General features: G+C 52.2%; 22 protein-coding genes. 11 read left to right on the forward strand and 11 right to left on the reverse strand.

Translation table 11 applies throughout. The features are described from left to right. Positions 1 to 140: 140 nt before the first annotated feature. The 3 genes from ACS5NO_RS23435 (at position 141) to ACS5NO_RS23445 (ending at position 4,188) form a co-directional block, all read left to right on the forward strand. On the forward strand, positions 141 to 629 hold the full coding sequence (locus tag ACS5NO_RS23435) for an RNA polymerase sigma factor (RefSeq protein WP_439417383.1): 489 nt from the start codon (positions 141 to 143) through the stop codon (positions 627 to 629). Positions 630 to 640: 11 nt separating this feature from the next. After that, positions 641 to 1,267, forward strand: coding sequence for a hypothetical protein (locus tag ACS5NO_RS23440; RefSeq protein ID WP_439417384.1), 627 nt, complete (start codon positions 641 to 643; stop codon positions 1,265 to 1,267). 350 nt (positions 1,268 to 1,617) lie between these two features. Beyond that, complete coding sequence (locus ACS5NO_RS23445; RefSeq protein ID WP_439417385.1) at positions 1,618 to 4,188, forward strand: TonB-dependent receptor; 2,571 nt, start codon at positions 1,618 to 1,620, stop codon at positions 4,186 to 4,188. 84 nt (positions 4,189 to 4,272) lie between these two features. On the opposite strand, the gene ACS5NO_RS23450 is transcribed toward ACS5NO_RS23445, so the two are convergent. Further along, a complete protein-coding gene (locus ACS5NO_RS23450; RefSeq protein ID WP_439417386.1) occupies positions 4,273 to 5,193 on the reverse strand; it encodes an ROK family protein in 921 nt (306 codons plus the stop codon). A gap of 121 nt (positions 5,194 to 5,314) precedes the next feature. Here ACS5NO_RS23450 and ACS5NO_RS23455 point away from each other — a divergent pair, with 121 nt between their 5' ends. The 3 genes from ACS5NO_RS23455 to ACS5NO_RS23465 all read left to right on the forward strand — a co-directional run bounded on the left by ACS5NO_RS23455 (position 5,315) and on the right by ACS5NO_RS23465 (position 8,200). Next, positions 5,315 to 6,052: a class I SAM-dependent methyltransferase gene (locus ACS5NO_RS23455; protein WP_439417387.1), complete on the forward strand. Its 738-nt coding sequence runs from the start codon at positions 5,315 to 5,317 to the stop codon at positions 6,050 to 6,052. 172 nt (positions 6,053 to 6,224) lie between these two features. Further along, positions 6,225 to 6,818 (forward strand): TetR/AcrR family transcriptional regulator, encoded by a 594-nt coding sequence (locus ACS5NO_RS23460; RefSeq protein WP_421830308.1) that lies wholly within the window; start codon positions 6,225 to 6,227, stop codon positions 6,816 to 6,818. Between the two features lie 107 nt (positions 6,819 to 6,925). Continuing rightward, the gene (locus ACS5NO_RS23465; RefSeq protein WP_439417388.1) at positions 6,926 to 8,200 is read left to right on the forward strand and encodes an amidohydrolase family protein; all 1,275 of its coding nucleotides are present in this window, start codon (positions 6,926 to 6,928) and stop codon (positions 8,198 to 8,200) included. Between the two features lie 2 nt (positions 8,201 to 8,202). Here the strand turns inward: ACS5NO_RS23465 and ACS5NO_RS23470 are convergent, their stop codons facing one another. From ACS5NO_RS23470 to ACS5NO_RS23500, 7 genes are all read right to left on the reverse strand, one after another. Then, the gene (locus ACS5NO_RS23470; protein WP_439417389.1) at positions 8,203 to 9,714 is read right to left on the reverse strand and encodes a sulfatase family protein; all 1,512 of its coding nucleotides are present in this window, start codon (positions 9,712 to 9,714) and stop codon (positions 8,203 to 8,205) included. Between the two features lie 68 nt (positions 9,715 to 9,782). Next, positions 9,783 to 11,198: an arylsulfatase gene (locus ACS5NO_RS23475; RefSeq protein ID WP_439417390.1), complete on the reverse strand. Its 1,416-nt coding sequence runs from the start codon at positions 11,196 to 11,198 to the stop codon at positions 9,783 to 9,785. A gap of 106 nt (positions 11,199 to 11,304) precedes the next feature. Then, positions 11,305 to 12,252: a glycerophosphodiester phosphodiesterase family protein gene (locus ACS5NO_RS23480; RefSeq protein ID WP_439417391.1), complete on the reverse strand. Its 948-nt coding sequence runs from the start codon at positions 12,250 to 12,252 to the stop codon at positions 11,305 to 11,307. A gap of 208 nt (positions 12,253 to 12,460) precedes the next feature. Beyond that, on the reverse strand, positions 12,461 to 14,113 hold the full coding sequence (locus ACS5NO_RS23485) for a RagB/SusD family nutrient uptake outer membrane protein (protein WP_439417392.1): 1,653 nt from the start codon (positions 14,111 to 14,113) through the stop codon (positions 12,461 to 12,463). Positions 14,114 to 14,139: 26 nt separating this feature from the next. Next, positions 14,140 to 17,478: a TonB-dependent receptor gene (locus tag ACS5NO_RS23490; protein WP_439417393.1), complete on the reverse strand. Its 3,339-nt coding sequence runs from the start codon at positions 17,476 to 17,478 to the stop codon at positions 14,140 to 14,142. A gap of 173 nt (positions 17,479 to 17,651) precedes the next feature. Next, positions 17,652 to 18,734 carry a FecR family protein gene (locus tag ACS5NO_RS23495; RefSeq protein ID WP_114407001.1) on the reverse strand — a complete coding sequence of 361 codons (1,083 nt, stop codon included), beginning with the start codon at positions 18,732 to 18,734 and terminating at the stop codon, positions 17,652 to 17,654. Positions 18,735 to 18,825: 91 nt separating this feature from the next. After that, a complete protein-coding gene (locus ACS5NO_RS23500) occupies positions 18,826 to 19,434 on the reverse strand; it encodes an RNA polymerase sigma factor (RefSeq protein ID WP_439417394.1) in 609 nt (202 codons plus the stop codon). A gap of 239 nt (positions 19,435 to 19,673) precedes the next feature. On the opposite strand from ACS5NO_RS23500, the gene ACS5NO_RS23505 reads away from it, so the two are divergent. Together ACS5NO_RS23505 and ACS5NO_RS23510 are read left to right on the forward strand one after the other, a co-directional pair. Continuing rightward, positions 19,674 to 20,402 carry a dioxygenase family protein gene (locus ACS5NO_RS23505; RefSeq protein WP_439417395.1) on the forward strand — a complete coding sequence of 243 codons (729 nt, stop codon included), beginning with the start codon at positions 19,674 to 19,676 and terminating at the stop codon, positions 20,400 to 20,402. Positions 20,403 to 20,430: 28 nt separating this feature from the next. Beyond that, positions 20,431 to 21,126 (forward strand): pirin family protein, encoded by a 696-nt coding sequence (locus ACS5NO_RS23510; RefSeq protein WP_439417396.1) that lies wholly within the window; start codon positions 20,431 to 20,433, stop codon positions 21,124 to 21,126. A 156-nt stretch (positions 21,127 to 21,282) separates the two neighbouring features. On the opposite strand, the gene ACS5NO_RS23515 is transcribed toward ACS5NO_RS23510, so the two are convergent. The 3 genes from ACS5NO_RS23515 to ACS5NO_RS23525 all read right to left on the reverse strand — a co-directional run bounded on the left by ACS5NO_RS23515 (position 21,283) and on the right by ACS5NO_RS23525 (position 23,160). Continuing rightward, on the reverse strand, positions 21,283 to 21,630 hold the full coding sequence (locus ACS5NO_RS23515; RefSeq protein ID WP_439417397.1) for a thioredoxin family protein: 348 nt from the start codon (positions 21,628 to 21,630) through the stop codon (positions 21,283 to 21,285). A 66-nt stretch (positions 21,631 to 21,696) separates the two neighbouring features. Next, the gene (locus tag ACS5NO_RS23520; RefSeq protein WP_439417398.1) at positions 21,697 to 22,248 is read right to left on the reverse strand and encodes an RNA polymerase sigma factor; all 552 of its coding nucleotides are present in this window, start codon (positions 22,246 to 22,248) and stop codon (positions 21,697 to 21,699) included. Positions 22,249 to 22,335: 87 nt separating this feature from the next. After that, a complete protein-coding gene (locus ACS5NO_RS23525) occupies positions 22,336 to 23,160 on the reverse strand; it encodes a serine O-acetyltransferase (protein ID WP_439417399.1) in 825 nt (274 codons plus the stop codon). 294 nt (positions 23,161 to 23,454) lie between these two features. Between ACS5NO_RS23525 and ACS5NO_RS23530 the strand changes: the two genes are divergently transcribed. From ACS5NO_RS23530 to ACS5NO_RS23540, 3 genes are all read left to right on the forward strand, one after another. Beyond that, entirely contained in the window at positions 23,455 to 24,666 is a 1,212-nt protein-coding gene (locus ACS5NO_RS23530; RefSeq protein ID WP_439417400.1) for a PQQ-dependent sugar dehydrogenase, read from the forward strand. A gap of 104 nt (positions 24,667 to 24,770) precedes the next feature. Further along, complete coding sequence (locus tag ACS5NO_RS23535) at positions 24,771 to 25,256, forward strand: methylated-DNA--[protein]-cysteine S-methyltransferase (protein ID WP_439417401.1); 486 nt, start codon at positions 24,771 to 24,773, stop codon at positions 25,254 to 25,256. A gap of 103 nt (positions 25,257 to 25,359) precedes the next feature. Continuing rightward, positions 25,360 to 26,238, forward strand: a complete 879-nt coding sequence (locus tag ACS5NO_RS23540; protein ID WP_439417402.1) for an alpha/beta fold hydrolase — start codon at positions 25,360 to 25,362, stop codon at positions 26,236 to 26,238. Positions 26,239 to 26,259: the final 21 nt, after the last annotated feature.

The following is a 26,259-nucleotide window of genomic DNA, read 5'->3' on the forward strand; positions in this document are numbered from 1 at the left end:
TGAAACAGGGAACAGAACCCAATACGAGTTGAATAAACCGCAACCGCTATTTTTAGTTTTTTTTCTTCTTTTTCGCTACCACTGTAATAAACCTCATCTTCCCGCGACTAACACCGTGAAAGCCTAACGATGTAATCCCGATGGAAAAGGAATTTGTCAGCCTGTTGAACCGGCACCCCGGTATTCTCTACAAGGTCTGTTCGCTGTATTGCAAAGATCGGGACGACCGGAATGACCTTTTTCAGGAGATCGTACTCCAGCTCTGGAAAGCCTATCCAACTTTCAAAAACGAGTCGGCGGTGTCGACCTGGATGTACCGGATTGCGCTGAACACCGCCATTTCAAATTTCCGGAAGAAGTCTGGAAAACCGCAACCCGTTTCGTTCTCTGATCTGGAGATCCAGATTCCTGATTTAAGGGAAGACATTGCTGACGAAGAAATCAGCCTGCTTTACGCGTCCATCGAACAGCTTTCTCCCGTCGAAAAAGCCGTCATTTCGCTCTACCTGGATGACAGAAGTTACGACGAAATGGCCACAATCCTGGGCATTTCCAAATCCAATGTGGGCGTCAAATTGAACCGCATCAAAACCAAACTCGAAAAACTCATCAAATCAACAACCCGTTAATTACCAAGACCATGAACTTAGAGGAACTCAAATCAACCTGGAAAGCCTACGACGAAAAAATACTGGCCAGCCAGAAATTAAGCGAACGCGTGGTGTTTATGATGATCAAGGACCGCTCGAAAAGTACCCTGGCAAAAATGGAGCGGAACCTAACGGGTGCCGGTCTCCTTATGACTGCCGTCGTGATCTTCTTCGCAGCCGCCATTGTTGGTAACGCCTTCGACTACACAAGTTGGTATTTCTACATTCCTTCGGTGCTGTACATCGGTTTAGCCCTCTTTGCCATCACCGTCGTTGTAAAAAATTACCGCCACCTCAGCCGGGTATCGCTCAGCCAGCAGAATCTGTATGATAGCCTGACAACGGTTTTGCAATGGCACGTAAAAACCCAGGCAGCGTTAGCCCGAGTCTGGCTTCTGTGCATGATGTCTGGTTTTCTGTTCGGCGTATCGATGGTGGCCCGGAAATTTGAAACCTACGGAACGACAAAAGTAATCCTGATGCTGGGTGGACAGGCGCTGATGATCCTGGTTCTTTACGCACTGGCTCGCTGGGTATTTGCTGTTTTTGAAGACCGGCTCGGGAAGGAATTGAAAGAAAATATTCAGGAACTGGATCAACTGAAAGCCATCTCTTAACGGATTCCCTTCCCACTCGTCCGGCTAAGAATCCGTCCAACCCCGACGCCGGATTTGCCCGTATACCCTACACCAAAATACGCAGTGTTTATCCCCAAAAAACGGCCATTCATCGAATATCCGGCCTGAAACCCTCTGCTTTGCCGTACTTTTGAGCGTGATTTATTAAAAATCACATGCGATCCATTCATCCATTTTCCGTACCATCCGCGGGCTTGATTTTACCGTTCCACATTTTCAGTCGAACAACGGTAAACCCGGTTGTCTTATGGATTGAAGTTAGCAATATCTTTGTTTAATTCTATTCGACCCCGCTATTTCCGCTTCCAACAGACTACATTCCCAGAATTATGAAAAAGTTTATACTTTTTGGTATTATTTTATGCTCCACCCTATCGTTCGCCCAGCCTCCCGCTGGCAATCCGCAGGGGGGTGCCCGTCCGGCTCCGGTGATTCCCGGAACGGTAAATCCCGACGCCCCGCGCGGCAACGGTAAAATTTCCGGCGTCCTGATCGATTCCACGACGAACAAACCGGTCGAATTTGCCACCATTGCCCTGTTAAGCATGCAAACCGGAAAGCCCATCGACGGTACTACCAGCGATGAGAAAGGTAAATTTGCGCTTACAAAACTCGTGCCGGGCGAATACCGGCTGCAGGTGTCGTTTCTGGGCTATAAAAACAAGGAAACCGGTAAGCTGAAAATCGAACGCGGGTCAGACATCAACGTCGGGAATGTCGCACTGGCACCGGACGTAAAGACTTTGCAGGAAGTGAACGTAGTCGGCCAAACGCAGATTGTGGAGGAAAAAGTAGACCGGCTGGTTTATAACGCCGAAAAAGACATCACCAACAAGGGCGGTGACGCGTCAGAAGTGATGCGGAAAGTGCCGATGTTGTCGGTCGATCTCGATGGCAACGTGACTTTGCGCGGGAGCAGCAACGTTCGGGTTTTGATCAACAACAAACCGTCGACGATTGTGGCCGCCAGCGTGGCCGACGCCCTCAAGCAGATTCCGGCGGATATGATCAAGTCGGTGGAAGTCATTACGTCGCCGTCGGCCAAATACGACGCGGAAGGGTCGGCCGGTATCATCAACATCATTACGAAGAAAAATACCTTGCAGGGACTAACCCTGAACATGGACGCGGGCGTCGGAAACCGGGGCTCCAACCTGGGTCTGAACGGAAATTACCGGGCCGGAAAAATGGGCTTTTCGCTGGGCGGTTTTGGCCGCGCCAACTACAACATCAAAGGGGGTTTTGAGAATACCCAACGCAGCTTTTTCGATGGCGTAACGACCGAAACCCGCCAGATTGCCGACACGAAAAACCAGTTTATTTTTGGCAACTACCAGCTCGGTTTCGACTACGACATTGCGAAGAACCAGAGCATTACGGCATCGTTGCGGTATGGTGCCCAGAATGGCAAAACGTCGCAGAATCTGGCTACGGTTTTCTTTCCGGGCGGCATCATTCCCGGACAAACCACCCGGCGCGATGTCGACATCAAAAACCTGTCAGGAACCGTCGATTTAAATGTCGATTATACGAAAACCTTCAAGAAACCGCAGCAGGAATTCAGCATTCTGACCCAGTTCAGCCGCAATAACCGCACAAACGATTACGAAGCCGATCTCTTCGGCAGTTCGTCGGACATCACGGGCCGCGACCGGAACGATAACCTGAGCTACAACCAGGAATCCACGATTCAGATCGACTACCAAACCCCCGTCAAAGCCAATCAGTTGGTGGAATTTGGGGGGAAAGGCATCTTCCGGCAAGTGGACAGCGACTATAAATACTTTATCTCGACCGGCCCAACCGGTGAATACACCCAGAATCCTACCCGCCCCAACAACGGTCTGGATTATGACCAGAATGTAGCCGCAACCTATTTTTCGTACACCTACACATCAAAAACAAAGTATACGATCAAGGCCGGTGCGCGGTATGAATACACGATGATCAATGCGAATTTCCGCTCCGAAATACCGGGGCAATCCATCGATATTCCGAGCTACGGCAACCTGGTGCCGAGCATCAACATCTCGAAATCACTCAAAGGTGGCAAGACAATTAAACTTGCGTACAACCGGCGGTTACAACGTCCCGGTATTCAGTTCCTGAACCCGAACATCAATGCGGCCAATCCGCAGAACATTACCTTCGGGAACCCGTATCTGGAACCGGAACTGACCGACAATGTTGAACTTAGCACGAGTGCCTACATCAAGAAAACGTACCTAAACTTTTCGTTTTTTGCCCGCCGGACCGATAATTCCATCGAGAGCGTTCGGACCACGAGCCAGGACGGGGTGATCACGACGACTTACCAGAATATTGGCCACAAGGAGAATTACGGAGCCAACGTGTTCGGGAACATCAGCCTGTTTTCGAAATGGCAGATCGGGGGCGGTGCCGATGCCTATTATTCGTACATCACCAACAACAGCCCCACGCCATCGCTTAACGCGAGCAATTCCGGGGTTGTGGTAACGGGCCGGATGTTTACGAGCTTGAGCCTGAAAAAGGGCTGGGGTGTGCAGGGTTTTGGGTTCGTTCAGGGCCGGAGCGTGCAGTTGCAGGGCTATCAGACCGGTTTTGCTTTCTACAGCCTGGGAATCAAGAAGGACATCAAAGACGACAAAGGCCAGACGAAGGGCAGTCTGGGTCTGGCGGGTGAAAACTTCCTGACCAATCCGTTCAAAATGCGGACGGAACTCAGCTCACCGACTTTCCAACAGAGCAATATCAACTACTTCTACAACCGGGGTATCCGGTTGACGTTCAGCTACCGGATCGGAAAAATGAGTTTCGACCAACCCCAGCGCCGGAAAAAATCCGTCAACAACGACGACGTAAAAGACGGCGGTGATGGCGGTGGACAACCCGCCGGCGGAGCAGCCAAGCAAAAGTAGTTAAGAGTTATGAGTTAAGAATGCAGAGTTTGCAGCCCAAGCGGTTAGCTGATCAACTCTTCATTCTTAACTCATAACTCTTAACTACAGCATCGCTGCGCCGAAAACGCCAGCGCTGTCGCCCAGTTTGGGTTTTAGGAAATGGGTGCTGAGACGGCCTTCGTTGAAGACGTATTTTTTGGCCCGTTCAACGCCTTCGGTATACAACAGGTCGATGTTGCCAACGCCCCCGCCCAGCACAATGGCGTCGGGATCCAGCACGTTGATAATGACCGAAATCGCTTTTCCGAAGTTTTCCAGCAGCCGGTCGATGGTTTGCGACGCGTAGGGATCGATGCCCGCCAGATGTCGGCTAACGATCTCTTTTAGGTTCCGCTTTTCGCCACTGATGTCGCTGTAATACCGTTGCAGGGCCGGGCCGGAGAAAACCTGCTCGTTGCAGCCGCGTTTGCCGCAATAGCACGGGTAACCGTTTTCTTCCAGCGTGATGTGGCCCCATTCGCCCCCAATGCCCTGCAAACCGTTCTGAACAAATGGCTGGCCGTCTTTTCCGCGAAAAACAACCCCGCCACCAACGCCCGTTCCCATGATGACACCAAAAACCGCCCGGTAGTCCGGCACGATTTCCGGCACCGCCCCCAGCGTGGCTTCCGCGAGGGCAAAACAGTTGGCGTCGTTGGCAATGCTCACCGGAATGCCCAGCACTTTCTCCAGTTCCTGGGGCAGCGGCATGCCGTTCAGGCAGGTGGTGTTGCAGCCTTTCATGACGTGCCGGGCCGGGTCGAAGGTTCCGGGCGTTCCGATGCCGATGTGGTCGGGTTGGTAACCGGTTTCGGCTTTTAATACCTTTACAAGGCTGGCGATCTGATTGACGATGTGTTGATAGCCTTTATCCGCTTCCGTATCGATGCGTTTCCGAATCACAACGGCGTCGGGGGAGGGTGCCGACAGCACGACTCCTTCAATTTTGGTACCGCCCAGGTCGATACCCCAATAGGTTTGCATGGAGATTTAAGAATTATTCTTCGCGAATTACGATAAAAGAATTAAAAGTTATGAGTTATGAGTTAAGAATTGGCTGACGCATTCTACTTTTAACTCATAACTCTTCATTCTTAACTCCCTTATGTGGTACGAGAATTTTTTCTACGGACTGGTTCAGGAAGCCTGGAAAGCCGGTCAAACCGACGAGCAAACGGAACTGGAATGCGATTTTCTGCACGATACACTGGATGTGCAACCCGGTGGACGTGTACTCGATATTTTCTGTGGTCACGGCCGTCATGCGCTCGAACTCGCCCGGATGGGCTATTCCGTCACAGGTGTGGACATTTCAACTGAATCCATCGGCGAACTCCGGGCGAATGCCAAACGGCAAAAACTACCCTTAGAAACCATCACCGGCGATTTTATGACGCTTCCAATCGAGGGTGTTTTTAAAGCCGCTTACTGCCTGGGCAATAGTTTTAGCTTTTTTCCGCACGACCAAATGCTGTTTTTTTTGCAAAAAATAGCCGGATTATTACCGGTGGGCGGGCGGTTTGTGGCCGACACGGCCATGATTGCCGAATCGGTCTTGCCCGATTTTGAGGAACGAAGCTGGATGCAGATCGGCGATATTACATTTTTGATGGAAAACGAATACGACGCCCGCGAGAGTTGCATTACGGCTCACCTGACCTATCTGCGGAGCGGCCAGACTCAACGCCAAAAGTCGCGGCATTACATTTACACCGTGGCCGAATTGCATCGTCTCTTCCAGAAAGCCGGGCTAACCATCACCGAACTACTTGGTAATCTGGATGGTTCCGATTTTTTATTGGGCGACGAACGGCTACTGCTGGTTGCCAAGAAAAAGAGATGAACTGATGAACAAAGCGGTTTTAAGCTACAAATTCCGGACGGCGGAACGATTAACTAGACAATTTATTGCAAAAATTGAATATTTGGAAGAATAATTGAGCCAGCGTTAGATCGTTTGCCTAGTAATGTGTAGTTTAACGCCGATTTAACACTGTTAACTTGATGTAAACCGTATGGAGACACTTGAGCGCAAGCAACGCAGCCGGGAGCAAACCCGCGCCGGAATTGTTTTGACCGCTAAGGACATCGCTCGCCGGGAAGGTTGGCAAGCCGTTTCGATCCGTAAAATTGCCGATGCCATTGACTACAGTGCCCCGATTGTCTATGAATATTTCGATAGCAAGGATATACTGCTCGACGAAATCCGAAACGAAGGGTTTCGTCATTTACGACAGGAATACGACCGTATAAAAAAAGTATACCGTGACCCGGAAAAACGCCTATTCGAAATGTCGGTGGCCCAGTGGCAGTTTTCCCTGGATCAGCCCGAGATTTACCAGGTCATGTATAATTTGAACGGTGCCTATTGCACCATTCCCGTTTGTGATTCCATCGAAATGGAAGATATCAGCAATATTATTCGGGAAATTATCTTCTCTTTCATTCCCAAATCGAAAGAGAGCATTCAGAAATTGTATTTCGAGTGGTGGTCGTTGTCGCACGGCATGATTACCCTGGCCATGATGCTCCGGGATCACCAGCCACTGGAACAGTCCGAGCAGGTGTACCGCGACTCGATTCGCCGGTTTGTCCGCGGGCTTCGCTAGATTAATCCTAAAAGCCTGACAATGAACGATGACTATCCCACTGCTTCGGCCGGGTCGATGGTCATCGTTCGTTTTTGTTTTCCCTAACCGACCCACCCGAAATCTGCATGCGCTGCCTATTTTCCTGTTTATTTCTTTTCATTTTTACTACCTCGCAGGCTCAAAAATCCAAGCAGTTCCTTTTTATCAAAGCCGGTAAATTATACGATTCCGAGAAAAACGTTTTTCTGATCAATCAGGACCTAGTCATTGAAGGTGATCGGATTGTTGCGGTGGGCAGTGGTTTGAAAAAACCGAAAAAAGCCCGGTTGATTGACCTCCGGAACAGCACCGTCACCCCCGGTTTGATCGATGCGCATACGCATCTTTTGATCAATCAGAAAATCACGAAGGATGGTCTGGAAGTCGCGTCGAAAGTTCCCGCCGACGAGCGAATGAAACAAGCATTGGGCTTTGCCAAAGCGAGTTTGATGGCCGGGTTGACCACCGTTCGGGATGTCGGCAATTCCGGGCAATTCCTGGATGTCAGGCTGAAACAGGAACTTGACCGGAGCGAAGTCCCCGGCCCTCGCCTGGTGGTTTCCGGGCCGATTCTGAGTCCGCCGGGTGGTCAGTTTGGACGTTTGTTTCCCGCCGACAGTTTCCTGATCAACCAGGAATACCGCGTGATCAAAGGAGCCGAAGATGCCCGAGCCGCCGTTCTGGCGCACATTCGGCGGGGAGTGGACGTGATCAAAGTCTGCATGAACACCGACAACCGGGTGCTGGCTCCCGACGAAATAAAAGCCATTGTTGAAACTGCCCACCAACAGAAAATTCCCGTCACCGCCCACGCCACCTACGACGAATCAGCGCGGGATGCAGTTTTGGCGGGAGTGGATGGCATCGAACACGGCTATTCCCTGTCGGACAGCACCTTGTCGATCATGGCAAAACGCGGAACGTACCTGGTGCCCACCGATGTCTCCCGCGAGCAGGGCAAGCTGCGCGTAGCGGCCATCGGGATGAAAGGTAAAGAGGGCGAAGATTATCTACACGGTGCGCTGAAAGGGTTTCATGACCGGCTTAACCGGGCCGTCAACCTCGGCGTCCCCATCGTCTCGGGTTCAGATTATTACAACGACATCCCCGGTATAGATCGCGGAAAAGGCTCGGTCGATGTGCTGCTTTCGTACGCCGAAGCCGGAATCCCCATTCCGACAGTACTTCGGTTTGCCACCCTGAATGCCGCCAAAGCGTTGGGGATTTCGAATCAAACCGGCACCTTAAAAAAAGGGATGAAAGCAGACTTGGCGGTTTTTAAAGGCGACCTGGAAAAGGATTTCTCAACCGCCCTTTTCGCCATCGAAATGGTGATTAAAGACGGTAAAGTCTACCCCTAGTTTCATTTCCCTTCCTTCACCGTCTTGAGCAAAGCCACCATTTCGGCGACGACCTGCGGGTTCTGTCCGGCGACGTTTTTCGTCTCTCCCAAGTCCGTCTTCAAGTTATACAGTTGGGGTTGAGGATTGTTCCCCAACTCGGTGTTGGTGTTTTTCTGTACCGCCGGTCCCTGGCTCGGTTCGATGTATTTCCAGTTTCCTTTCCGGATCGAAAGGGTGTTGTTCAACGCGTGTTCAATGACGTAATCGCGACCTTTCGGGTCTTTCCCAAGCAAGGCATTGAGGGTATTGAAACTGTCGGTGGCTTCCCCCTCGCCCACTTTCTGGCCCGTCAAAACCGCCAGCGAAGCCAGCAAATCGACCTGACTCAGCAGCGCATCGGAGGTTCCTACTTTCACCTTTCCCGGCCAGCGGACAATGAACGGCACCCGCGTTCCGGCATCGAACGCGCTATATTTCCCCCCGCGCAACGATCCCGCCGGGGTGTGCCCGCCCAGTTTCGCCACGGCCTCATCCCGGTAACCATCGTCCACCACCGGGCCATTATCGCTGCTGATAATCACCATCGTCTGGTCTTTCAGGCCCAGTCGTTCCAGGGTTTTCATAACCTCTCCCACGCAATAATCCAGTTGCAGAATGGCGTCGCCCCGCGGCCCCATACCACTTTTGCCCACAAACCGGGAGTGCGGCATGCGGGGAACGTGAATATCGTGCGTCGAAAAGTAGACAAAAAACGGGCTTTTCTGATTCGTTTCAATAAACCGATTCACTTTCCCGGTCAACACATCCGCCATTTCTTCATCGACCCAGCGCGCCGATTTGCCCCCGCTCATATACCCAATCCGGCTGACGCCGTTGATGATCGTCTGGTCGTGGCCATGGGAATACATCATCTTGAGCAGTTCCGGGTTTGCTTTGCCGGTGGGTTCGGTTCCAATCGGATCTTTGTAACTCACCTGAACCGGATCGCTGGGATTTAATCCGACAATGCGGTGGTTTTCCACGTACACGCAGGGAACACGGTCGCCCGTTGCGGGCAGCAAAAACGAGTAGTTAAACCCGATTTCCAGCGGCCCCGGTTTGATGTCGCCGTTCCAGTCCGGCCCGCCTTTGGGTCCCAGGCCCAGGTGCCACTTGCCAACTACGCCGGTTTGGTAACCCGCCCGCTGTAACATCCCGGGCAAGGTTACGCGGTTGGTCGGAATCAGCAGGGCCGCATCACCGGGGGCAATTCCCGTTCCGGTTTTTCGCCAGGCATATTGGCCGGTCAGAAGCGAATACCGCGAGGGCGTGCAGGTGGCCGATGCGGCGTGGGCGTTGGTAAACCGCAACCCTTCGGCGGCAACCCGGTCGATGTTCGGTGTTTTAACTTTCGTTGCGCCGTAGCAACTCAAATCGCCATAACCCAAATCATCCGCATAAATCAGCACGACATTGGGTTTCTGCTGTGCCTGAGCGGCCAGTCCGGCAAAAACGAAAATACTGCAAAACAGGGAAAAGAATCTATTTTTCATCGGTTTAGGAAGCTGATTGCGTCAGGCATTGCACCATCGGCCGCGCTCAAAGTAGGGAATTCCCGGTTTTAATACAACGCTTTGCGCTTCGTCAGCGGAAATTCCGGGTGTTCGGTCCGGGTTTTGGTCATGAAAGTCTTCATTTTTGCGACAATTTCCGGATGTTGATCGGCCAGGTTCGTCTTCTCGCCGATGTCATCGGTCAGGTTGTACAGTTCAAAAGGTTTTTCGTACAACTTGATACCTTTCCACGGCCCCATCACTACGGCCTGAATCGGCCCTTCCCGCTCGTTGATTTCCCAATACAAAGCATCATGAACCTGCTGGTTTTTCGGTTTTCCCAACAGCGTCGGCAGGCACGAAATTCCGTCAATTTTAGCGGTCGGTTTAATTCCGGCTACTTCACAAGCCGTTGGCAGAAAATCCCAGAACGCACACGCATGACCCGACACCGACCCGGCTTTGATTTTCCCCGGCCAGCGAACCACAAACGGCACCCGAATACCGCCTTCATACAATTGCAGTTTCCCGCCCCGAAACGGGCCGTTGCTGTCGAAGAAGCCGTTGTCGAAACCGGGTCCGTTGTCGCTCGTAAAAACGACCAGCGTATTCTCATCCAGCTTCTGCTTTTTCAATTCGGCCATGATCTGCCCCACGTAGCGATCCAAGCGCGACACCATACCGGCATAGGCAAGATTACCGTCGGGATCGTGGTGATAGTGAGCCACTTTCATGGGTCGCTGGGGCCAGCCCAGATTCTGGTAGGGCTGTTTGGAATCGTCGGGTACGGTTAGCTCATTGTGTGGCAGCGTGAACGGCAGGTACAGAAAAAACGGCCCGTTTTTATGTTCCTGAATGAAACCCAGTGTCTGACTGACAAACGAGTCGTTCGAATACGTCCCAACTTTTTTCGCACAGTCATTGTCCGGCAACAGCACCTTTTCCCGGTTTTGCCAGATGTATTCGGGGTAGTAATGGTGCGCTTCGCGGTGGGTTTTGAAACCGTAAAAAACATCGAACCCCTGATCCAGCGCATGGCCCGTCGTGCCGCCTTCGTCCAGCCCCCACTTGCCGATGATGCCGGTTTGGTAGCCCGCCCGCTTCAATTCTTCGGCCACCGTCACATCCGTCGGAATCAGATTGGCCGGTTTTCCGGTCAGGCTCCATTCCGAGAGTTCGCGCACGGTGGCGTGGGCGGTGTGAATGCCGGTCATCAAAGCCGCCCGCGACGGTCCACAAACGGAGGTGCCGCAATACTGCTGCCGAAAGTTCATGCCCTCGGCTGCCAGTCGGTCGAGGTTCGGCGTTTTGATTTTGGTTTGCCCATTAAATCCCACATCGCCGTAGCCCAGATCATCGGCCACGATCAGAATGATGTTCGGTTTTTTCGGGGCGTTTTGTTCGGTTGGTGTAAAGGAAAGGAAAACCAGCAACGGCAAAACCGCCCCCAAAGCCACTAGTGAATAGAGTTTCATATTTTTCATGTTAGTAAGGCTTTCGTTTGTTGCCCCCAACCCCCTAAAGGGGGCTCAAACATCCGGATTTGAAAGCCCCCTTTAGGGGGTTGAGGGCAAAAAGCGAACGTACTGATTACCTGAAATAAGACGCTTTGGAAGAAGAACGAGCGGTTTGCAGCGGTTTCAGCGCCATGCCGGCTTCGATGGCGAGGTCAGCTTCGATAATATCCGCTCCGCTGTCGATGATGCCGAGGTAACCTTTCGTCAGTTCGTCGGTGGTTTTGATGGTGCCTTTGGTATACTGGATGTCGTAGTTGCGCGAACTTCCCACCATACACATCGCTCCTCGTTTGTGAATTTCCCGGAACAGTTCCGGATCTTTCCCCAGCATGTGGCTCACAAAAACGACGACGTTCTGCCAGGGCACCCCCGTTTTGTCGAACTCCCGGACTTTCTCCATCGTCCCCAGCATCACTTCCATCAGAATCGATTGATTCAGTTGGTAACATTTCACCGCGTCTTCGTTGCTGTACGCCATCACAATCGCGTTGGCTTCGGCCCGGTGTTCAACAATTTTTCGAACCCGGGCTTCAATAGGAACATCTTTCATGTCCAGCACCAGCACGGTTTTGCCTTTCGCCCATTCCAGCGCTTCGTCGAGCGTCGGCATCGCGTAGGGTGTCACATGGCCTTCGGTATCTTTCAGTTTCAGACTTCTCAATTCGCTCAGGGTGAAATCCGAAACCTTGCCGTGGCCGTTGCTGGTGCGGTCGAGGGTGGCGTCGTGCATGAGCACAATGGCGCTGTCTTTGGTGTAATGCGGATCGATTTCCAGAATGGCGTGCACCTGCTTGAGCGTATTTTCAAACGTAGGCAGGCAATTTTCCGGAAAGCCTTTTCGCGCCCCGCCCCGGTGGGCGCTGACAAACGGAAGCCGGTCGGGCGAATAGGCAAAGAAGGTCTTTAAATCCGCACTATTTTTAGCCCGAATCGTATGAAAACCAGGTGCCGGATCAATCAGTGAAAAACCGCATAACCCGGCGGTAAGGATTAGGGATATGACGAAGAAGGAATACCTCATGGAATGTTTTTTTTAAAATGAAAGGCGATAGACTAGGCTTTTGCCCCTAATCCCCTAAAGGGGACTTTCAAATCCGGATTAACCGCGTCCAAGTCCCCTTTAGGGGAACGGGGCAAAAAGCGAAAGTCATAAATAGACCAGAGAAGCCAGACAATAGAATACCATTCGTCTTGCGTCTCACTTCTCTGGTCTTTACTCTACAAAAACCTCAATACCCCGGATTTTGAACGATTTTCGGGTTCTGGTCGATCACCGCCTGTGGAATCGGCATCAGGTAGTTTTTGGCTGGATCGAACTTGATCGTGCCACCACCTACGTTGACGACTTCATACGTCAGTGCCCCATTGACCGTCGAAATTTTCATGGCTTTCAGCGGTTTGCTGAACACGTCGGGTGCAATCCGCCACCGCCAGAGATCAAACAGCCGCTTGCCTTCGAACGCCAGTTCCACCCGGCGTTCCCGGCGAATTCGCTGGCGCATCTGCTCCTGACTCAGGCCTGTGGGCAGGTTTGGCAAGCCGGCGCGGGTACGGATTTTATTCATCGCATCATACACCGTCTGATCCGGCCCCGACAGTTCATTTTTCGCTTCCGCGTAATTCAACAGCACCTCGGCGTAGCGGAAAACGATGGAATTGGAACCGCCCGTGGCATTATTAAGGTTATCCCGGCTGGGCATGACGGCCGGATCGAGGAGCTTTTTCAGGAAATAACCCGTCCGGTTTTTTCCGCCCGAGCCCGACGCATCGAAGGCATTGTTGTTATTCGCGATCCCCAGCCGGGTGTAAATCACCTGTCCGCCAATCCAGGGTGTTCCGTCGTACAAAATGGAAGCCGCAAACCGCTTGTCCCGGTTGGCGTACGGATTTTTTGGATCGTACTGAGCCGAACCCTCGGCGGCCGTTTTGCCATCCAGAAACTCGTAATCATCCACCAGATTCTGCGTTGGGTTGACACTGCCCCAGCCCAAACCGTTCGTCAGCATCGTTACGCCCCAGTACGTATCCCGCGCGTGGCCTTTGATGTTCGGCGCATACTGCACATCGAAAATCACCTCTTTATTGTTCTCATTGGCCGAATAAAACAACCCGCCGTAATCCGCAAACAACTCATAAACATTCAGTTGCATGATTTGCTGATTGGTAGCAGCGGCATCCGCCCATTTGCCCGCGTAGAGTTCCAGCTCACCTTTCAAGGCCAGAGCCGCACCTTTCGTAACTCTTCCCAAGTCCACACCAGCAACGGTGGCGGGCAAATCAGCGGCCGCTTTCGTGCATTCTTCCTGAACAAACGTGACGCATTCGGCGTACGTATTTCGCGGATAATTGATATCCTCCTCCGCATTCCGGTTTAGGACTTTCGTGATCAGCGGAACCCCGCCGTAGAGATTGATCAGGGACGTGTAGAAATACGCCCGTAGAAACCGGGCCTGCGCCAGCATCGATTTTTTAGTAGCCTCATCGAACGACGAAACCGCTACTTTTTCGAGAAACAGGTTGCACTTGCGGATGTTGGCGTACATCCGGCTCCATTGCGGGCCAAAAATCTGCGCGTTCGGACCGTAGGTATTGTTGGCAAACAGCGTGTACGATGGAATACCGGCCAGGTTTCCATTCACCGAATTATCGGAATAGTTGTCCAGCGGGTCGTTGCTGACTTCGGTGGGCACGTTGGTAAAGACCGACGACCAGGGCCCGGCGTTCAGCGAATTATAGACGTCATTTAAAAACAGACTGGCATTTTGGGGCGTGCTCCAAACCGTTTCGTTCGTTAGCTGGTCGGTCGGCATCACCTCCACCGTCTGGTCGCTGCACGACAGGCAAGTGAGGAGGACAAAACAGGAAATCAGTATTTTTTTCATGGTTGAATAGGCAAGTTGAGCATGCGTTAAAAACCGATCGTCAAGCCGACCGTATACACCTTTTGCTGGAAATAATACCGCGCCCGGTTGCTGGCCAGTTCGGGATCGAGAAAGGGCACTTTCGAAAACGAGAGCAAATTCTGACCGGAAACATACACCCGCAGCGTCTGGGCGTTCAGTTTGCTGAGAACCGCTGGCGAAAAACTGTAGCCGAAATCCAGGGTTTTTAATCGCAGGTAACTGCCATCCCGAATCCAGAAGGACGACACCTGGCTGTTGTTGGTCGTCGGTGAAGGCGTCACGCGCGGGTAAGCCGCATTGGGGTTTTCGGGTGTCCAGTAATCCAGTTGCTCCCGAAACACTTTGGCCCCGTTGAAAAACGGCAATTGCGCTTCGTTTTCCAGCAAAAGCGTGCTCGATGCGGCCCCCTGCCACAACAGATTCAGGTTGAAGCCCTTCCAGGTCAGATTGGTCGTTAAGCCCAGAATCATCTGCGGCTCCAGCGGTTTTCCGATAAATACCTCGTCGTTGCCGTCAATTTTGCCGTCTTTGTTGATGTCTTCGTACTTGATATCACCCGGTTTTAGCGCGCCGAACTGCGTGGCCGACGCCTTGATTTCTTCTTCCGACTGGAAAAAACCGATGGCCCGGTAGCCAAACCGCGCGTTGTAGGGCCGCCCCGTCCGGCGTCGGTTGGGATTGTTGAAAGTCGAGGCATTCTCGAACGTCTGGACAAGTTTGTTGGCGGCATACGTAAAATTGAAGGTCGCGTCCAGCTTCAGACCACCCCGGAACGACTGCCGGGTGTTGATCGACAGATCGACCCCCCGGTTGCTCATTTCACCCGCGTTGACCTGCGAAATACCGATGCCGTATTCCACCGGAACCGTTTGGGCAGGCGACACCAGCATGTTCGACCGGCGTTCGTGGAAATAATCCGCTTCCAGGTTCAGCCGACCGTTCCACAACGACGCTTCGAGGCCGATGTCAAACTTTTTGGCGGTTTCCCAGGTAATGTTCGGGTTGGCTTCGTTGCGTTCAAAAACACCCTGCGTCTGGTAAAACTGGGTTCCGCCAAACACGTAGCTGTTCGCCAGTCCGTAGGTACTCAGGTACTGAAACGGACTCCCCGCCAGATTGCCTGATTTGCCGTACGACGCTCTGATTTTCAGGTTATTCACCCACAAAATCCGGTCTTTGAAGAACTTCTCTTCCGAGATCCGCCAGCCTAAGGAAGCCGCCGGAAAGAAGGCAAACCGCTGGCCGGGCGCAAAATAATAGTGTCCATCGTACCGCCCGGCCAGTTCGACCAGGTACTTTTCGGCATAATTGTAACTGGCACGACCCACAAAACCGACCTGCTTACTCGAACTGGCCGATCCTGAATTGTCGTAATTGGTTTTGTTGGTACTACCCGTCGAGAGCTGATCCAGATACACCGCATAGTTCAGCCGGGAAGCCGCAAAGTCATCATTCTGGCCGTTGCGCTGCTCAACGACACCCAGCACGTTGACCGCGTGTTTGCCGAATGTATTTAGGTAGGTTATGTACCCTTGCAAAGTCGTTTTCGGACTTTGGCTGAAGGCCTGTGACAACTGCGGAGCGCCCACGCCCCCTTTGGTGGTCACAAACTGATCCTGGGCATTCAGCGTATAATACGTAAAAGGCGTTTGCCAGATCTTGGAGAACGAGTAGTTTTTATCGTAAGCAGCCACGCCCTTGATCGCCAAACCGGGAATGAACGGCAGTTTCTGCTCGATGGTCAACTGCGTAAACAGGATGTTGTTGGTCATCTTGTTGTAGCCGCTTTCGTAGATCGACGGCAGCAACTCGTTCCCCGGCAGGCCATTGCTGAACGACAACTGATTGACCAGCAGGGGTGGATTTTTGGTAACCGACGTAAAAATACCGGTGCCGCTCGATGACCCGGGGTTGTTGGTATTCTCCAGCGTGCCCTTCACATCCAGCGAAATCGTGGTGGTCGGCGTCGCATTCACATCAATGTTGGAAGCCAGGTTGACCCGCGAGAAATTGATGGTTTTCACCGCCCCCTCCTGATACATGTAGCGCAGTGATGTAAAAAACCGCACCTTGTCGGAACCGCCCGCCAGCGTCAAATCATGGTTGGTCATCGGTGCCTGAAAATTGATCACTTCCCGAACCCAGTCGTGATTGGGGTAATGGTCGGGGTCGGAGCCATCCCGGTATTTCTGCAATTGCTCGTCGGTGTAGGTGGCCGGCAAACCCGCGTTTTTGTTGGCAGTATTCAACAACGAGGCAAACTCATACGAGTTCAAATAATCGGGATAGCGCGTTGGTCGCTGCATACCCACCCAGCCGTTGTAGCTCAACGAAATCCGCCCGGATTTACCGCGTTTGGTCGTCACCAGAATAACGCCGTTGGCACCCGCCAATCCGTAAGGAGCCACCGCTGCGGCATCTTTCAAAACCGTAATGCTCTCAATTTCATTCGGGTTCAATTGCGCAAACGGACGCGGAATGCCGTCGACAATCGTTAGCGCCCCGTTTTGCGACCCGGTGGTTCCGAGGCCCCGCACCCGCAGGGTCGACGCATCTTTCCCCGGCTCCCCGCTGCCCTGAAACGACAACACCCCGGATACACGCCCGCTGATGCTGTTGTTAATGTTGGCGACCGGCGCGGCTTTCAACTCATCCCCTTTGACGGTCGAAACCGCAGCCGTGGTCGAGGTTTTGCGTTGCGTGCCGTAGCCCACCACCACCACTTCGCTCAGGGCTTTGATGTCGGGTTTGAGCGAAACCGCGATGGTCGTGCGGTTGGCAATGGTCACTTCCTGTGGTTCATACCCGACAAAACTGAACACCAGGGCCTGATCGGCGTCGTCGACGCGCAACGAATAGAGGCCATTCCCGTCCGTGGCCGTGCCTTTGGTGGTGCCTTTGACCACAACCGTCACGCCCGGAATGGGCTGCTTGTTTTCAAAATCCGTGACCGTACCGGTGATCGTACGCGCCAGAGCTTCCAGGGCAATAGGTTTAGTTCGAAGTTCCACCTGCCCGGTTTCCGGAGCTTTGTCCAGCAGAATCTGCTTCCCTTTTACTTCATAACTGACATTCAGCGGTTTCAGCAGGCTGCTGAGCACGTCGGCCAGCGACTGATTCGTCACGTTCAGCGACACTTTCCGGTTGGCCGGAACCACCTGCGGGCTGTACATAAACCGTACATCGGCCTGTTTTTCAAGCTGCCGCAAAACCGTCTTTACTTCCTGCTCATCGACCTGCAGCGAGATTTTTCGGTTGAGCAAATTCTGGGCAACCACGTCCCCGGCGTAGGCCATACCGGCCAAGGCTGTTATCAGGACAAGTTGAATGAAACTGACACGCATGATTTGGTAGGTCAAAGGGTGCCTGCGTATTCTTTTTTTCATACTTTTGACTGTTTGGTTAGTTTTCAACTGGCAAAACAATCCCGCCCTCTCTTCCGAAGAGGTCTTCACAGGCAGGCGGGTACTTTTCGGGTCGGTAATGCTGGTACCATTACCGACCTTTTCTACGCGTACTACTTACATCCTTTACTATAAATAACGATTTGTGTATCAATCACTTCGTAAGTGGCATGGATACTGCGACAAAGCAAATCGAGCTTCTCGAATAAGGATTCGTCGGCCAGCGTTGCCGTAATCTGGCAGTGCTTCAGCAATTCGTCGTCATACAGAATGTCGATCCCGTAGGTCTGACTCAGTGCCTGAAAAATCTGCGGTGCCGGGGTTTCTGCATAGCTGATTTCCGATGGCTGACCGGCGGTTTTAATCGGCACCGGCTGGGCAATGAGCGACTTTGCGAACCGGTTATCGGCTTCTGTCAGGGCCACCTGCTGATTCGGCGTCAACACCACGCCTTCCGGTTTGGCCTGCTTTTGTTCCAGATCACGCGTCCGAAACACCGACACTTTACCGGTTTTGACAATCACCCGACTCTCCGGCATCCCGGCCTCCGCTTTCACCCAGAAACTGGTTCCCAAAACCCGCGTCACCAATTTTTCCGTGATGACCAGAAAAGGCCGGGCCGGATTGCGCGCGACTTCAAAAAAAGCCTCCCCTTTTAAAAAAGTCCGGCGTTCCGTTTCTGTAAACCGTTTGTCATAGTGCAGGCTGGCAGCGGGCGAAAGCGTCACGCGGCTTCCATCGGGCAAGGGTACCACCAACGGCTGCAAAGTCGGGTTCGTTACGGTGATCTGGTCATGGGCTTGCGTTGACACCAGGCCCGGTAACACGCTGAATTGCGTGCGGTTTTGATAAAGAATTGCGGCCCAACCCAATCCCGCCAGCACAAAAACGGCAGCGGCCATCCGGCTCCAGTTCCAAAGCGGAATGGTCCGAACCGACGGTTCCTGCTTTTGCCGGATTTTGGCCCAGGTCTCCCGAATGACCTCATCCCGTTCGGCGTTGGAAACTGGTTGATGCGGCATTTCCAACGTCCGCAGCAACGCCCTGGCCTGGTCGATGGTTGCTTGCTGTTCCGGATGAAGACGTACCCATTCGTTCCAGAAAGCGTCGGTTTGGTGCGTCGGGGCCAGAACCCATTCGCGAAACCAGTCGTCTTTCAGGAATTCCTCAACCGTAAAGTAAGCGTAGTTGAACATCGGCGCGTGGGGCTTTTACTCAGAGATGCAGCCGCGCGAAAGGACATACCCCATTTTTTTGGCAATTGAAGAAAATAATTGGAAAGCGGTTTTAAGCGACCAGAAAACCGACCAGAACGAGGGTCAGATCGACGGGAATTACCCGGCGAAGGGCGAGCAAAGCCTTCTGCAACAGGTTGGAAACGGACTGGTGTGAGATGCCCATCACCTCGGCAATCTCCTCCCGATCCAGATTCTGGTAATATTTCAGGTAGATGATTTCGCGCTGTCGGCGGGGTAGTTCGTTCAGGTACCGGGCCACCTGCTGCGACTGCCGGACGATGCTTTCGCGCTCAATCAGGATCAATTCCGGCGAAGGTTCGAAATAAAAATCACCATCGTTTAGCTGATCCGTAAGGGATAGGAAATACGGTTTGGACAAACTCCGCACCAACCGCCGACGCAGAGACGTGAGCAGATACGCCTTGACCGACGTGGGTTGCGACAACCGGTGCCGGTGGGTCCAGAGGTCGATAAACAACTCCTGAATGTTGTCTTTTACCAGTTCCTTGTCCTTGCTGTATTTGCTGCCGTAATTGACCAATGCGCCATAAAACCGCTCCATTAGCTTCTGGAAGGCGGTTTCGTCGTCGGTCACAAAAGCATCCCACTCCCGCCGGTCGGCGGCCAGGGCTGGCAGGTAAACCGGTTTCACATTCATAGCGGCTGGTTAAGGATGCATAGTTAGGCAATTTGGTCTGCAAAAAACAGGGATCGGCGGAATGGTAAAACAAACTTAACAACGGTCTTCTACTCATCCCCACAGACCGATCGGTTGACGCATTCACCGACAAATTTACCCGGTTTACCTATAATCGCCATCCCAACGCAACGAAACGGGGCCTTTCAACGATATAGATAGAAACCAAGCACAACTTTACCATCTATAGCAACTGACGCATGGACCGCAAAGAATTTTTGAAAAGGACTTTTTCCGCATTGGGTATGGCCGCAATTATGCCCATGGTTGGCGCCTGCTCAACCGACGACGCCGTGGAACCGACGACAACCACCGGAACAGGCACCACGACCGGCACTACCACCGGAACCTGCACCGAAACCTCCAACGAAACGGAAGGCCCTTTCCCCACCAAGACGCCCACCAGTCTGGTGACCAACAACATCACCTCTGACCGGCAGGGAACCAAGCTGACCATCAAAATTACCGTTCAGAACAAAAACAACAGTTGCGCCGGGTTGACGGGGGCTTTGGTAGACATCTGGCACTGCGACGCAGCCGGAAACTATTCTGAATACGGCGGTACGCAGATGCAGTCGACCAACTACCAGAGCGTCCATTTTCTGCGGGGACGCCAGACATCCGACGCCAATGGGCTGGTGACCTTTACCAGCATCTACCCCGGCTGGTACAGCGGTCGCGCTCCCCACATTCACGTCCACGTGTACGATTCCACTGGCAAATCGTTGAAAATATCCCAAATTGCTTTTCCAGAAGACATCAGCAAGGTGGTGTATGCACAGGGGGTTTACGCCAGCCACGGCCAGGCCGACACCACCAATGCCCGCGACAACGTTTTCAGCGATGGTACTTCCACGAACATGTCAGTCGTAACCGGAAGCCCATCAGCGGGTTATGAACTAACGTGGGCCATTGTCGTACTGGCGTAGTTTCTCATCAACCGAACGATCAAACGGTATGCTTACCGAAACGGAAGCCCAAATTTACCTCTCCGATCAGCGCGGCTGCACGCAGTCCGCTGATCACCGGAGTTTTCATACCTTCAATTTCGGGCTGTATCAGCACGAAAGCCGACGGCCTTTTGGCGCCCTGACGGTTTTTAACGACGATACGTTACGGGCCGGTACAAGCCATACGCTGGCTGTCGAAAAACCGACCGAAGTGGTAATCATTCCGGTGGTTGGCGGGATCGAACTGGAGGATGGTCTCGGAGAAAGCGTTTTTCTGGGAGCGGGTGAGGTCTTTCACTTCACGGTATCACCGGGGCAGGAATACGGGATTAGTAATCCGTTTGAAACTGAAGCTGTTAATTACCTGCTGCTTGGTCTGAATGCCAGTCCAACCGGTTCCGAAAGCTCCGAACGTTTTCCGCTCACAACCTTTGATCTCCAATATCGCAATCAGCTTGCACCCTTATTTTACTCGCTGGACAGCAACAAGCTGGGTTTTATCGGAAAATACGGGGGTCGTCAGGAAGGCGGTTATACCCTGCGCAATGCCCAAAAACGGGCGTTTGTATTCGCCATCGAAGGGGCTTTTGAAGTTCAGGACCGGTTGCTCCATCCCCGCGACGGGCTGGCGTTGTGGAACCTGGATGCTGTGGAGTTTGAAGCGCTTTCCAACGATGCTATTATTCTGGTGCTGGAAGTGTAATATACCATTAATTACCTGATTGCCAATAGCTTATTTCTAATGTAAAATTTCAAATGATAAATATTAAATGTAAAAGTGCTGAATTGACAGGTCCTTTTACATTTGACATTCATCATTTGAAATTTTACATTCCAGTTATTCCACATTAAAGTTACTTCACAAAACCGTTTCCTGCATCTGCTCCAAAAGCATTGTGGTCAGCACCGGCTTCGATGTGAAACCGATCTGGCGGTTCACCAATTCGCCATCTTTAAAAACCAGGATGGTCGGCATGTTTCTGACTTTGTAGCGGGCAGTCACCACCGGATGCATTTCCACATCCACCGTCGCCACCGTGGCCGAACCAGCAAAGTCGGCGGCTAATTCATGAATGAGGGGTTCCAGTCTTCGGCACGGCGGACACCATTCGGCGCTAAAATCCACCAGCAGCACCCCCGGTTTAGCCAGCAATTCGTCCCAGTTCTGATCGGTTGCATACACCGTCTTGGTGTGTTCAGTAGTCATGATTTTGATTGTTGATTTACCTATTGATTCCGGCAAATCCCCAAAATCACCCGCGTGCTGAAAAATTTATCCGTTTTCCGACGCCCGTCTCAACTGCTGAATGCATTTGTATTTCTGGTTGACGGCGGTATGGCGGTTTTTCCAGCCCATCGTGACCATGAGGTGATCCATCGGTTCGTGGGAGAAGTAAATCGACTGGATAACCCGCTGACAATGACCGGTAATGCGCGCCATCCAGGCATTGAGTCGTTCGTGCTGAACCTCTTCGGGTGAAGGCTCGGGCGAAGCAAAATCGTAGGAATCCTGAAGAGACAGTAACTGATCGTCGCTGATGGTGACCAGCTTATCATCCCGCAGTTTTTTCAGCCAGCTATTTTTCGCAATGGCAAATAAAAACGTTTTCAGCGTGGACGTAAGCCGAAAATCGGGGGCGGTTATTTTTTGGAAGAGCACCAGAACGGATTCCTGGAAAAGATCTTCGGCATCTCCTTCATTCCCGTGGTTGCGCTGAACGAACCGGGCAATGGCGGGGTAGTATTTTTTATAAATCCATTCGTATGCCGACGTTTCTCCGGCACGAAGCGATTCAATCAGGCTGTCATCACAAATGCAGTTCATGGCAAATTTCCTATAGCCATTCATACCAACGCGACCCCGAAAATCACCCGCGGCTTCCGTTTTTTGTGTAAAATTTATGGTTTTTTGTTACGACTCCGACGCCAGCGACCGGACTTCGATCTGGCTGGTGTGATACACCAGCGAATACGGCTCAACGCTTTGGGTTAGCCAGACATTACCGCCAATGGTAGAATCATGGCCCACCACCGTCCGGCCGCCCAGGATCGTCGCGTTGGCATAAATGATCACATTGTCTTCAATGGTCGGATGCCGTTTCCGCGACGCCATCGACTTGGCCACGTTGGTAGCTCCCAGCGTAACACCCTGGTAAATTTTCACATTGCTGCCGATAATGGCCGTTTCACCAATGACAACACCGGTACCGTGGTCGACAAAAAAGGAAGAGCCAATTATGGCATTGGGGTGAATGTCGATGCCGGTATGGCCGTGGGCGTATTCGGTCATCATCCGGGGCAGAAGCGGCACTTGCAGTTCAGTCAAAACGTGGGCAATCCGATACACCGCAATGGCGTAAAAACCGGGATACACTGCGATCACTTCTTCTACCCCCGCAGCCGCCGGATCGAACGCCGAGATTGCCTGCGCATCGAGCAACAACTCATCATAGGTACTTGGTAACTGGTCAAAAAATTGTTCGCAGGTCCGGTCTTTGTCGGCCGACAAATGTTCATCCAGCGGCTTTAACAGACAGGTAAGCTGGCGATTCAACTCCCGGTAGGTGTCGGCAGTACTGACCACAAAAGGCCGACAGTCCTGGGTAATGGGAAAAAGGAAACGAATCAGATTGTCGATAAACCGGCCCACATCGGGTTTGGAAGGCAGGCGGTATCGAAAACTGGCGTTTTGGGTCGCCATCCGTTCAAAGAAATGTTGCTGTTCGGCAGGAGTCATGGAGTGGTCGTTCAATAAAGTCTACGGATAGAATCAATTCGATAGAGTACTAAACCTTTTAAGCAAAAAAAAGCCTTCTTTCGAAGGGCAATATGCCTTATAACTAACTGTGTATCAACCGCCCCATTTTGAGGAAAGACAACAACAGGCGTTACTTGAGTGTAAAACGAACATTAGCAACAAATAGTCAGCTAATCCGTTGAAAAAGAAACAAAAACACTGCCAAAAAGTTCGTCTCACCGCTTTGGATACAATCTTGCTATGACTAAACTAAAGAACTTCATCGATACTTCCATGTCATACCTTAAAAAAACGGTGGTAACGCTGGCAAGCTCACTCACGGTCACGGTGGTTTTCGCCTTCCTGGTGTCGCTGGCCTGTCAGCCACGCGAGGCCGATGCGGAGACCACCGATACGCCGGGAACAATCGCCCCCGAAGCCTTGCAACTGGAAAATGCCTTTCCTGGTCTGACCTTTAAACAGCCTGTGGAATTTACGCACGCAGGCGACGGCACGAATCGGGTTTTTGTGATCGAACAGGAAGGCCGGATTCGGGTGTTCGAAAACAACACAGCGTCAAAAACCGCCGATACGTATTTAGACATCGTTAGCAAAGTAGCTTCAGGTGGTGAAATGGGCCTTTTGGGGCTTGCTTTTCACCCGGATTTCGAGCAAAACGGTTATTTTTTCGTCAATTACACCAAAAATAATCCCCGTGAAACCGTCATTTCCCGATTCAAAGCTACGGCTGGTTCAAACCGGGTCGATCCGGCAACCGAAACCATTCTGCTGAAGTATGAACAACCGTATGCCAACCACAACGGCGGTAAAGTGGCTTTTGGGCCAGACGGTTTTCTGTACATTGCCGCAGGCGATGGCGGCAGCGGTGGCGACCCGCAGAACAACGGGCAGAACCTGAAAACGATGCTGGGTAAAATCCTGCGGATCGACGTCAACAAGACCGACAAAGGCAATTACGGTATTCCGGCGGATAACCCGTTTGTGGGCAATGCCAACGCGCTTCCCGAAATCTACGCTTACGGCCTGCGCAACCCCTGGCGCTTTAGTTTTGATGCCGAAACCGGTCAGCTTTGGGCGGGCGACGTCGGGCAAAACAAACTGGAAGAAATCGACATCATCAAGAAAGGGGGTAATTACGGCTGGCGTTTGAAAGAAGGCCAGGACTGTTACAATCCGGCTAATGATTGCAACCAGGGGCAATTGATCGAACCCATTCACCAGTACGTCCGCAGCGAAGGCGTTTCGGTGACAGGGGGAGCCGTTTACCGGGGCAGCAGCCTTCCTGACCTGAAAGGAAAATACATTTACGCGGACTTTGCCACCGGCAAGGTATGGGCGCTGAGTTTTCAGGGCGATCAAAAAACCGGCAATCAACTGCTCACCAGCGAGGGTGGCCCGGTTTCGGCTTTCGGGGAAGACGCCAAACAGGAACTATATATCCTTGACCACAGCAGTGGAACTATCAAGCGGTTTGTTACCAAATAGGCAACAGCTTTTTTCAAGCGATTTTCGATACATAATGGACAGATTCCGCGTGGGGTCTGTCTTTTTTTGTCGTATTTTCTGTAGATTGGTACCACGAACACCCCATGAGCACCATGTATACGACAACGATCCACACGCCGGTTGGACTGGCTGTCATCAGCGGCAACGAAGACGGTATTGCCAGTGTTCGGTGCAGTAACGACCCCATCGCAGATTCGGCCTTTGTTCCGGCCGTCCTCTACAAATGTGCGCGTCAACTGGAGGAATATTTTCTGAACCGCCGACGGTCATTCGATCTCCCGCTTCGGCCGCAAGGCACGCCCTTTCAACGGTCGGTCTGGCAAATGCTGGCGGAGGTGCCGTATGGAAAAACCATGTCATATATGGAATTAACCCGGCGTCTGGGCGACGAAAAAGCCATTCGGGCCGTGGCCGCAGCCAACGGAAAAAACCCGATCTGGATCATCATTCCCTGCCACCGCATCATCGGCTCCAATGGCGACCTGACGGGGTATGCGGGCGGTCTGGGGCGAAAAAAATGGCTTCTGGAACACGAGCAGGTTGCCAATGGTCAATTGAGTTTGTTTTAAGGTTGATATACTGGTTTTGGTATACGGTTTTCGGTATTTGATGCGTTGAATTTCTACAGGCATCAGCCCTTGAAAATCTTTTTTTTCACCCTAGCGTCTTTGTGTGAAATTACTCAACGCCCTGTTTCTTGTTTTGCTGATTACCAGCCTTTCCGGTTGCTTCTTCCGGAAATGGCGGATGAGCGACCGCGAAATTCAGAAGCATTTTGCCAACCGGCCCGTCAAACCGACTTTTGTTACCATCGAAAACGACAGCCTGAAACTGTTCGTCGCCAGCGTTGGTTCAGACACCCTGCCCCCTCTCCTGCTGATTCACGGCGCGCCGGGTTCGTGGTATGGTTATTTGCGGATGATCGATGACAGCGCCTTGTACAAGCGGTTTCACATTCTCTCTGTCGACCGTCCGGGTTACGGAAAATCGCGGAAAGGGCGAAAAGCCGTTACGTCCATTGCCAAACAGGCGCAGTGGATCGCTCACGCCCTTAATTTGAATCATTCCGGAAAACCGGCGGTTGTGCTCGGTCGTTCTTACGGTGCGCCGGTGGCTGCCCGTCTGGCCATCATGTATCCGAGCCGGGTAAAACATCTCTTCCTGATTTCGTCGCCCCTCGACCCCGAAAAAGAAAAGTTTTTCTGGTTTTCGAAATGGGGGAAAATGGCTCCCGTCAAGTTGTTTATGGACCGGCACATCAATCTGGCTACCGCCGAAAAATATACGCATGTGGCCGAGCTACGTCAACTCGAACCCCTCTGGTCCAAACTGAATATACCGGTAACGTTGATGCAGGGCGGAAAAGACTGGCTGGTCGATCCGTCGAATCTGGATTATGCCAAAAAAATGCTGGTCGGAAAACCGGCAGAATACATTTTCCTGCCCGAATCCGGTCATTTAATTACCAATTCCCATTCTGAAATGGTGAAAAATTTGATTCTCCGCAGTGCCGGGTATGCTGCCCCACCCGCCGATGAATCGGTCAATTGAGTTCTAGATAGGAGAGAAAAG

Source organism: Larkinella fluvii, assembly GCF_051857545.1.
GTDB lineage: Bacteria > Bacteroidota > Bacteroidia > Cytophagales > Spirosomataceae > Larkinella.

Bases quoted from the DNA above. Each gene is read 5' to 3' on its own strand.
- ACS5NO_RS23435 (WP_439417383.1), top strand. From the start codon at position 141: ATGGAAAAGGAATTTGTCAGCCTGTTGAACCGGCACCCCGGTATTCTC.
- ACS5NO_RS23440 (WP_439417384.1), top strand. From the start codon at position 641: ATGAACTTAGAGGAACTCAAATCAACCTGGAAAGCCTACGACGAAAAA.
- ACS5NO_RS23445 (WP_439417385.1), top strand. From the start codon at position 1,618: ATGAAAAAGTTTATACTTTTTGGTATTATTTTATGCTCCACCCTATCG.
- ACS5NO_RS23450 (WP_439417386.1), bottom strand. From the start codon at position 5,193: ATGCAAACCTATTGGGGTATCGACCTGGGCGGTACCAAAATTGAAGGA.
- ACS5NO_RS23455 (WP_439417387.1), top strand. From the start codon at position 5,315: ATGTGGTACGAGAATTTTTTCTACGGACTGGTTCAGGAAGCCTGGAAA.
- ACS5NO_RS23460 (WP_421830308.1), top strand. From the start codon at position 6,225: ATGGAGACACTTGAGCGCAAGCAACGCAGCCGGGAGCAAACCCGCGCC.
- ACS5NO_RS23465 (WP_439417388.1), top strand. From the start codon at position 6,926: ATGCGCTGCCTATTTTCCTGTTTATTTCTTTTCATTTTTACTACCTCG.
- ACS5NO_RS23470 (WP_439417389.1), bottom strand. From the start codon at position 9,714: ATGAAAAATAGATTCTTTTCCCTGTTTTGCAGTATTTTCGTTTTTGCC.
- ACS5NO_RS23475 (WP_439417390.1), bottom strand. From the start codon at position 11,198: ATGAAAAATATGAAACTCTATTCACTAGTGGCTTTGGGGGCGGTTTTG.
- ACS5NO_RS23480 (WP_439417391.1), bottom strand. From the start codon at position 12,252: ATGAGGTATTCCTTCTTCGTCATATCCCTAATCCTTACCGCCGGGTTA.
- ACS5NO_RS23485 (WP_439417392.1), bottom strand. From the start codon at position 14,113: ATGAAAAAAATACTGATTTCCTGTTTTGTCCTCCTCACTTGCCTGTCG.
- ACS5NO_RS23490 (WP_439417393.1), bottom strand. From the start codon at position 17,478: ATGCGTGTCAGTTTCATTCAACTTGTCCTGATAACAGCCTTGGCCGGT.
- ACS5NO_RS23495 (WP_114407001.1), bottom strand. From the start codon at position 18,734: ATGTTCAACTACGCTTACTTTACGGTTGAGGAATTCCTGAAAGACGAC.
- ACS5NO_RS23500 (WP_439417394.1), bottom strand. From the start codon at position 19,434: ATGAATGTGAAACCGGTTTACCTGCCAGCCCTGGCCGCCGACCGGCGG.
- ACS5NO_RS23505 (WP_439417395.1), top strand. From the start codon at position 19,674: ATGGACCGCAAAGAATTTTTGAAAAGGACTTTTTCCGCATTGGGTATG.
- ACS5NO_RS23510 (WP_439417396.1), top strand. From the start codon at position 20,431: ATGCTTACCGAAACGGAAGCCCAAATTTACCTCTCCGATCAGCGCGGC.
- ACS5NO_RS23515 (WP_439417397.1), bottom strand. From the start codon at position 21,630: ATGACTACTGAACACACCAAGACGGTGTATGCAACCGATCAGAACTGG.
- ACS5NO_RS23520 (WP_439417398.1), bottom strand. From the start codon at position 22,248: ATGAACTGCATTTGTGATGACAGCCTGATTGAATCGCTTCGTGCCGGA.
- ACS5NO_RS23525 (WP_439417399.1), bottom strand. From the start codon at position 23,160: ATGACTCCTGCCGAACAGCAACATTTCTTTGAACGGATGGCGACCCAA.
- ACS5NO_RS23530 (WP_439417400.1), top strand. From the start codon at position 23,455: ATGTCATACCTTAAAAAAACGGTGGTAACGCTGGCAAGCTCACTCACG.
- ACS5NO_RS23535 (WP_439417401.1), top strand. From the start codon at position 24,771: ATGAGCACCATGTATACGACAACGATCCACACGCCGGTTGGACTGGCT.